6 protein-coding genes are annotated in these 7,579 nt (G+C 43.3%); all 6 read right to left on the minus strand.

Annotation, left to right across the window (positions count from 1 at the left end):
* Positions 1 to 1,183 precede the first annotated feature (1,183 nt).
* Entirely contained in the window at positions 1,184 to 2,176 is a 993-nt protein-coding gene (locus AC1DWN_RS23040; protein ID WP_477561237.1) for an inorganic phosphate transporter, read from the minus strand.
* Between the two features lie 25 nt (positions 2,177 to 2,201).
* The gene (locus AC1DWN_RS23045; protein ID WP_477561238.1) at positions 2,202 to 2,813 is read right to left on the minus strand and encodes a DUF47 domain-containing protein; all 612 of its coding nucleotides are present in this window, start codon (positions 2,811 to 2,813) and stop codon (positions 2,202 to 2,204) included.
* Between the two features lie 373 nt (positions 2,814 to 3,186).
* Complete coding sequence (locus AC1DWN_RS23050; protein WP_477561239.1) at positions 3,187 to 4,254, minus strand: DUF3048 domain-containing protein; 1,068 nt, start codon at positions 4,252 to 4,254, stop codon at positions 3,187 to 3,189.
* A gap of 271 nt (positions 4,255 to 4,525) precedes the next feature.
* Positions 4,526 to 5,347 (minus strand): alpha/beta hydrolase, encoded by an 822-nt coding sequence (locus AC1DWN_RS23055; RefSeq protein WP_477561240.1) that lies wholly within the window; start codon positions 5,345 to 5,347, stop codon positions 4,526 to 4,528.
* Positions 5,348 to 5,617: 270 nt separating this feature from the next.
* Positions 5,618 to 6,661: a tRNA 2-selenouridine(34) synthase MnmH gene (mnmH, locus tag AC1DWN_RS23060; protein WP_477561241.1), complete on the minus strand. Its 1,044-nt coding sequence runs from the start codon at positions 6,659 to 6,661 to the stop codon at positions 5,618 to 5,620.
* 27 nt (positions 6,662 to 6,688) lie between these two features.
* A partial coding sequence (gene selD, locus AC1DWN_RS23065) for a selenide, water dikinase SelD (protein ID WP_477561242.1) occupies positions 6,689 to 7,579 on the minus strand: 891 nt, incomplete at its 5' end.

The raw sequence follows: 7,579 nt of genomic DNA on the forward strand, positions 1-7,579 counted from the left end.
GGGCGGCGTGGAGAATGCGTGCAGTAAATGGAAGTATATGGGGCGAATATATCCCCCCCTCTATTCCCGTGYGCCTTCATGTTGCCRAAGTCTAAYACGGAGTYCCCCTYYTTGTCTTTCAYCYYTWACCAWCCGGGCGAAATCCTGCGAATAAGCGAGCATTCGTGAGAAAATCATATCGTACCAAGGGAGTTTAATGTGTATAGATGCAAATTTCGATATTTTCTGATGATATTTATCCACAGATCATCGCATCATCTCCGTAGAGAGCGTCTTAGAAAAGCGTAGTGAGGGACACATCATTAATTGTGAGGCAAGACTCACAATTAATCTGGACTAACCCCAGAGTACACAGTAACTTGTGAGGAAAATCTCACTGCCCATGAACTATACTTCATGGAGAGTGAGGTTTGCCTCACTAACTGATTGAAAAGCTCAAGTATCCGTCATTTTAGTGAGTTTCACATCACTGATTAATGAATCAGCCTCACTGACGTGAGTTGATAAGTTTATACCAGCCAGCTAATACAGGTTGATGCGATCTGATCCAACTATTATTGGTTGGGTCGATGCAATCAGATCCAACTATTATTGGTTGATACGAGTATGTACATTAGCTGTAGCAAACAAATCCGCATACAATACTCGACAAATACTTATAACGTGAAACTGTAAGTGAGGGAGACCTTAAAAGAGTGATGCACTTCACAAGGTTAGTTAAATGACAAAGGTTACTCTAAATGTGCACAAACACAAGTTTCACTTCTTCACATCAGGTTTGTCCATAGTATAAAGCAAGTTTCATTCTCCAACACTACATTCCCAGGGAAAACAAAATAGTGAGGTAAACTCACTAATTAGTGAGTCTGTCTCACTCTCGTCCCACTACATGCCTAGAGAAAACAAAAAATAGTGAGGTAAATCTCATTCCCCATGAACATAAGTTCATGGCGAGTGAGGCTTTACTCACTATCCAACTGATAAGTACATGATTCTGTCCGATTAGTGAGATTATCTTCACTAATTAGTGAGTCTGCCTCACTTGTCGCATTCGTACGTAAACACACGTACTCGCATATGTACGAACCAACTCATCAAACCAACCAATTATCAAAGCCGACCTGGGCTTTTTCCACTCCAAATCAACTCCAACAACTCCTAACACGCTTCAACTCCCTATATTCTATAGGAAGAAATGAATGAGCCAGTAGATGAACATCCCCATCAGAACCGTGATCGGAATCGTGATGACCCATGCGATTACAATGCGTCCTGCCATGCCCCATTTGACGGCGGAGAAACGCTTCGCGCTGCCGACACCGAGAATAGAGGAAGTGATAACATGTGTAGTGCTGACTGGCAAATGAATCATTGTTGCTGTCAATATTACGACAGCAGAACCGATATCCGCCGCGAACCCGTTAATAGGCTCGATTTTGAAAATTTTCGTACCCATCGTTTTAATGATTTTCCAACCACCAACCGATGTACCAAGCGCCATAGCTGTTGCTGCGGAAAGCTTAACCCACATAGGAACATCCATCGTATCTTGTATATCAGCAGCAACGAGTGCGAATACGATTATACCCATTGCCTTCTGCGCATCATTCGTACCATGTGAGAATGATTGGAAAGCAGCTGTAATGATTTGACCAAAACGAAATCCTTTATTAATCTGATGCGGACTTGATTTGGCGAAAATCTTCTTCAATATCCACATAATTATAAAACCTGCAGCAAAAGCGATCAAAGGGGAGATTAGCAACGCTTGTACGATTTTAATTAAACCATCGTTGTTAATTGCACTCATACCTGCTCCACCAATTACCGCACCGGCTAGCGAGCCAATTAATGCGTGAGAGGATGAGGATGGAATACCGAACCACCATGTCGCCAAGTTCCATAAAATAGCTGATATTAACGCGGCAATTACAATGGGAACGCCATGTTCAAGCTCAGCTGGATTTGCTACACCTTTACCGATTGTCGCCGCAACGCCGGTAAACGTAACTGCTCCGACAAAGTTCATAACAGCTGCCATCATTATTGCCACACGTGGCTTTAATGCCCGCGTTGATACTGCAGTCGCAATCGCATTAGCCGTATCGTGAAATCCATTTATAAAATCAAACGAAAGCGCAAGAAACACTACAATCCAAAGAACCATCAAATCCATCGTATATAACTCCTAACTTTCCAGATTAGCTGTTACGCATAATGATCGATTCCAACGTATTAGCTACATCTTCGCAGAAGTCGGTCGTTTCTTCTAGCATTTCGTAAATCTCTTTACGCTTCATTAACTCAATTGGGTCTTTTACGTTTGTAAACARGCCTTTAATACAAACTCGAAGCAAATCATCCGCTTGGTTCTCCAGCTCATTAAGCTCAATGCAATTTGCACGCATAGCAAGCAGCTTTCTTTCTGTTAACAAGTAGATGGCTTTCTTGATTTCTTGTGCTGAGCGAACGATGATATCCCCAAACTTCTGGATGTTCTCATCTTTTTCACGAATATTGTACATTTCAAAACGTGATGCACATGCTTCGATTCCGTCAAGAACGTCATCAAGCGAAGTGGTAAGCGCCATAATATCTTCACGCTCTATTGGAGTAATGAACGTTTTGTTCAGTTCCTTCAAGATCGTATGAGTGTATTTGTCGCATTTACTCTCGAATTCCTTCATGGTTTTGGCAAAAGTGGCAACATCTGATAAATCAGATAGTCCTTTGGCAAAATACTCACATGCCTCGACGATTGTGTCTGCCATCTCTTCAAATGTTTTAAAGAAAATATCCTTTTTCTTGAACATCTTAATCCCCTTCGCTGACTGGATGATTAGGCTCTTGCTAAGAACCCACAATATCTTATCATAGTTTACCTTCTAATTGTTAAGAGAATGTAAAGGTTTTATGAAAACTAAAAAAAAAATTTATTTTTATCAGTTTTGAATGGTTCTCAGCTTCCTTTAAAGCAAAAACATTCGTTTCATGGGACAAGCGTAAACGGCTGTCGCCGTCCTCTTCGGCAAAAGCATTCGTTTCGCGGTGATATATAAGCACATTTATAAGTGAATACTTATAAATGCTTATATATTAAAAAAAACGCAAACCCTTCTGAGGTTTACGTCATTTCTTAGCTTAGCAAGCTTACCCATTAACGTATGTTAACAGTATTCCCAATAATTAATTTTGTACCCATGATATATGTCCCGCAAATGTCGGTGAATTTGGGACGATGTGGAAATATGTCTTGCCAGGAGTGAATGGCAGCTCTGTTCCATTCTTCACAATTCGAATCATTCCGTCAGGAGCACGCAGCCATTCTGCTTCAATCACCTTGCCTTTTTGAAACAAAATCGCTTGCCCGCCCGAGGTCATATCAACAGCGAGTCGTCCTTCGTTATCCAGTGTCTTATGGTCAGCTCCAAGCACAACTAAATTCGCAGCTGACAGCTGCTGGTCATTGTTCATATCAATATGTGGCTTATCTCCAATCGAACGCTTATATAAACCGTTCGTCTCATCATAGATATACCCAACCTTATAATTCTTTAACAAAAAGTTAATTGAAATATCAGTAGCCGACGATCCCGCTTCAGCAGCACCAGATTCAGAGAATGTATAGGTAGGCACTGGCTTGTCTGTGCTGTACTTCTTCTTCTCGGCCCCTGCCCTCATCTTCTCTAGTGTCGAATATAGATTATGCGGCGCCTTTCGTTCCTTGCTTCTCCAGAAATAGCTGCCCGCGTTAGATATTTCATCCAAATAAGGCTTCCCCTGCTTACGCAAAATTGCATATCCGTCATTGCTGCCTCCTGCATGAACCATCACAGCACCAAAGCTGTCAGCAATATCAATCAGATAAGGTCTGATGCTTCGAACGGGACCTATCGTATCCGTCAACGCATCTGTACTCTGAAATACAGCGATTAAACGTGTAATACCGCCTTCGGCAAGCACTTCCCACACGACATCTGCATTTGTAAGGCCTGACTGAGGCCTAGCTGCAGCAAAATTATTAATCATAACGACTATCGGCCGCGCTATTACATCCGTTTCTCGTTTTATACCAGTAAGCGATGCTGTAAATGGCAATGGCGTAGGTTCGATAATCGGCTCGGTGCCTATTGTTTCACTTGGTTTAACGCTTTCCTCCGGCGTCACTTTGCTCCCGTTGCCGCTGCATGCCGTAACGATGATCATTAACGTTAATAGCATCACACTTATCACTATACGCAATCGTTTTTCCATATACATCCTTACCTTCTTCCCTATAAAAAATATGATTCCGCTTACACCTATCTTCCATTTAAACACATTTTTAGAAGGTTGTCTCGACAAAAAGTTGCTTTTCACTCTTTATAATCCAATTTTATGGTAATGGAATATGATCGGAATATAGAAAAAGACAAAAAAGGACGCAGCTTTTATAAAAAAAGTGCGCCCCTCATCTTCACTGCTCAATCCGCTAAAACACTACACATAACGTATAAGAGCCATCACGCAGCGTTCCTCTATGCTGTTAGATACTCCAGTGATGCCAATCCTCTTGCTGCTTATCAAGACCACTCAACCAATCTGAAGTCGCGCGAATCGCTTCCTCCTGATGATTGCTATCCGAGTAGGTATGGTTGGCTTGAAAAATAATCTGCTTATCACATATGCCCTCGTTACGCGTCCAATATATCTTCTGATACAGAAAGCTGTAGTCAACCGGTATAAGCTCATCACTCGTCCCATGCACGAGTAACACCTCTCCACCAAACCTCGTTGCTGATTGAAAAGGCTGATGCTGCTGCAGTGATTCGAAAAATACTGGCTTTAACGTATATCCCAAATAATCTGAGCTTCCAGCTGTAACGGCATCATCGTAGCTGCTTCGTCCTACAATACGTACAATATCATTAAATGGATAGGCAACTGGTGACCATAACACCAAACGCTTCGCTCGCTTGTCCTTAACAGCCGTCATGATTGCCACGGCTCCGCCTAAGCTATGTCCAAGCAGTACGATTCGTCTCGGATCTACGCATTCCATACTTGCTAAATAATCAATAGCGCTTCGAGTCTGATCAACCATCGAATCAAATCCGAGTGCACCGTAATCTCCATTACTCTCACCGCATCCGCCATAATCGAAACGCAGTACATAAGAACCTTGTGCAGCGAGTGTGCGTGCCGCCTTTACGAATAATCGGTCTACACCAACACGGCTTCCTATAAATCCATGACATATAATGATCGCTTGTTTTTTCTCAGTGTCGTCTTTATTCCCATCCGTCGGGTAATGCAGCGTTGCCGCAAGCTCAAGTTCTTCGTGTCGCAACGTCAAGTGCTTCTCCATATTGAGAACCTCCTGGCTATATATATAATTATTCCTACCTATATACTATGAATTATGAATAACCTAATCATACACTGCCGATAACGGCCTGTCAAATAAGAAGAAACAACTTCGTCGTCCTTGTATAAGGACGCTCGGTTTCGCGTAAAAATGTAGGCATGAGTATAAGAGTGAAACTTATACTTTCCTATATTTCAAAAAAAGTTATCCCCAGTGTCTAATAACCAGAGATAACTTCTTCGTACTTAACTAGATAAATCTATTCATTATCTACGCTTCCTGAGGGAGGCTCGGCAGTCTTTCAATAACTTCCTCCAATGCCTTTTCCAAATTAGGGGCGGATATGTTCACTCTTTCCTGTTCATACTGATCCGTTGCATATTGATAGCGAGGGTCATAATAATGCAGAAGCAGCAGCTTTGCCGCTTCGTCAAACTGATCCTCACGCAGTGCGCTCCGAATTTCGGCAGCAATAGGTGTATGAATCCGCTTCTCGATTTGTTCAAAAGAACGTATAAAATCCTCTTTATTTTCTTGTGGCTTGTAATCATTTAGAATGGTTGCCACTCTCGCCTCGATAGGGATATCAATATAAAAGGTTTTACCTTTTTCCTTAGCATTAACAAGAAATTCAGGCAATACTACCTTGCCCACTCGTTTGCTCTCCGCTTCAAGAATGATATATGGAGCATTTTTCAATCGAATAAGTTCATGGACTAGCCGTGAATCAAACGACTTTTGATTATTTGGCAGCTTCCCTATATGTCCGAAAATAGACCCACGATGCTCAGCCATCCATTCCAAATTAATAACAGGATAACCGAGCTCCTGCAAACGGATCAAAAGCTCCGTCTTCCCAGTCCCGGTAAGCCCATTAACCACATAACAAGGCGGCAGCTCCGTGTAGCTTTCCAGCGTCTCTACAACCCACTTACGATAGGCACGAAAGCCTCCAGCTAATCGGAACATTTTGAGTCCCATGAGAGAAGCAAGAGTTGCGGATGTACGGCTCCTCATTCCTCCCCGCCAGCAAAACACGACTTTCTGCGGGGGGCCGCTTCCCGCAATTTCCTTAATAAAGCTTGGCAGCTTGGCCGATACCACTTCAAGTCCTTTTTCATTCGCCGCTTCCAAGCTTACTTGCTTGTACAGCGTACCGACTGCCGCTCTCTCTGCATCGTCGAAGAGTGGAATGTTCACACTTCCCGGAATCGTAGACTCTGCGAATTCAGAAGGTGAGCGGACGTCAATGATTTGGACTACTCCTTTGCGTTGAAGCTCGAGCAGCTCCGTGACGTTAAGATCCTGAAACATATCTTCTACAGCTCCTTTTATGTCGTTCTAAGCAGTTACGTGGATTTGTCCAGGCTGTTCAGCGGTAACCTCGCCGATAAGATGCGCGTCTACTCCAGCTATCCTCAGCTTATCCAGAAGCGTCTCAGCTTCTTCTGAAGCAACCGATATGAGCAGACCACCCGAAGTAACGGCGTCGCAAAGAATCCACTGATCAATTTGATCGAGTTCTTCGGAGAACGTAACGGAACCTTGGAGATGAGCGAAGTTATTTTTTGTTCCACCTGGCACGAAGCCCGCTTCTGCTAATTCTCTTACTCGTGGCAGAACCGGTACATTTGCTCGAGATATTTGGATACCAACCTTGCTGCCCTTAGCCATTTCTGATGCATGACCAAGTAGGCCAAAGCCGGTTACGTCTGTGCAAGCATGAATGTCATACGGCTCCATTGTCTCGGCAGCAGCTTTGTTCAACGTCGCCATCACCTCAATAACACGGCTAATCTCCGCTTCATTCAACTGATCTTTTTTGATGGAAGTCGTTAGAATACCTACACCGATTGGCTTCGTAAGTATCAGCTTGTCCCCAGGCTTTGCTCCCGCATTAGTACGTACTTTGTCTGGATGTACAAGACCCGTAACCGCAAGTCCGAACTTCGGTTCTTTATCATCAATGGAATGTCCGCCTACAAGGGTAGCTCCCGCTTCCTTCACTTTATCCGCAGCTCCACGTAAAATATCGGTCAAAACTTGCTTGTCCAGTGTATTGATCGGGAATGCTACAATATTCAGCACAGTTAGCGGCTTACCGCCCATTGCGTAAATATCACTTATCGCATTGGCTGCAGCAACCTGACCGAAGGAGTATGGATCATCAACAATTGGCGTAAAGAAATCTAGCGTTTGTACTAGTGCTAGCTCATCACTTAGCTTGTATCC

It is taken from the genome of Paenibacillus sp. P4_A7 (assembly GCF_056402455.1).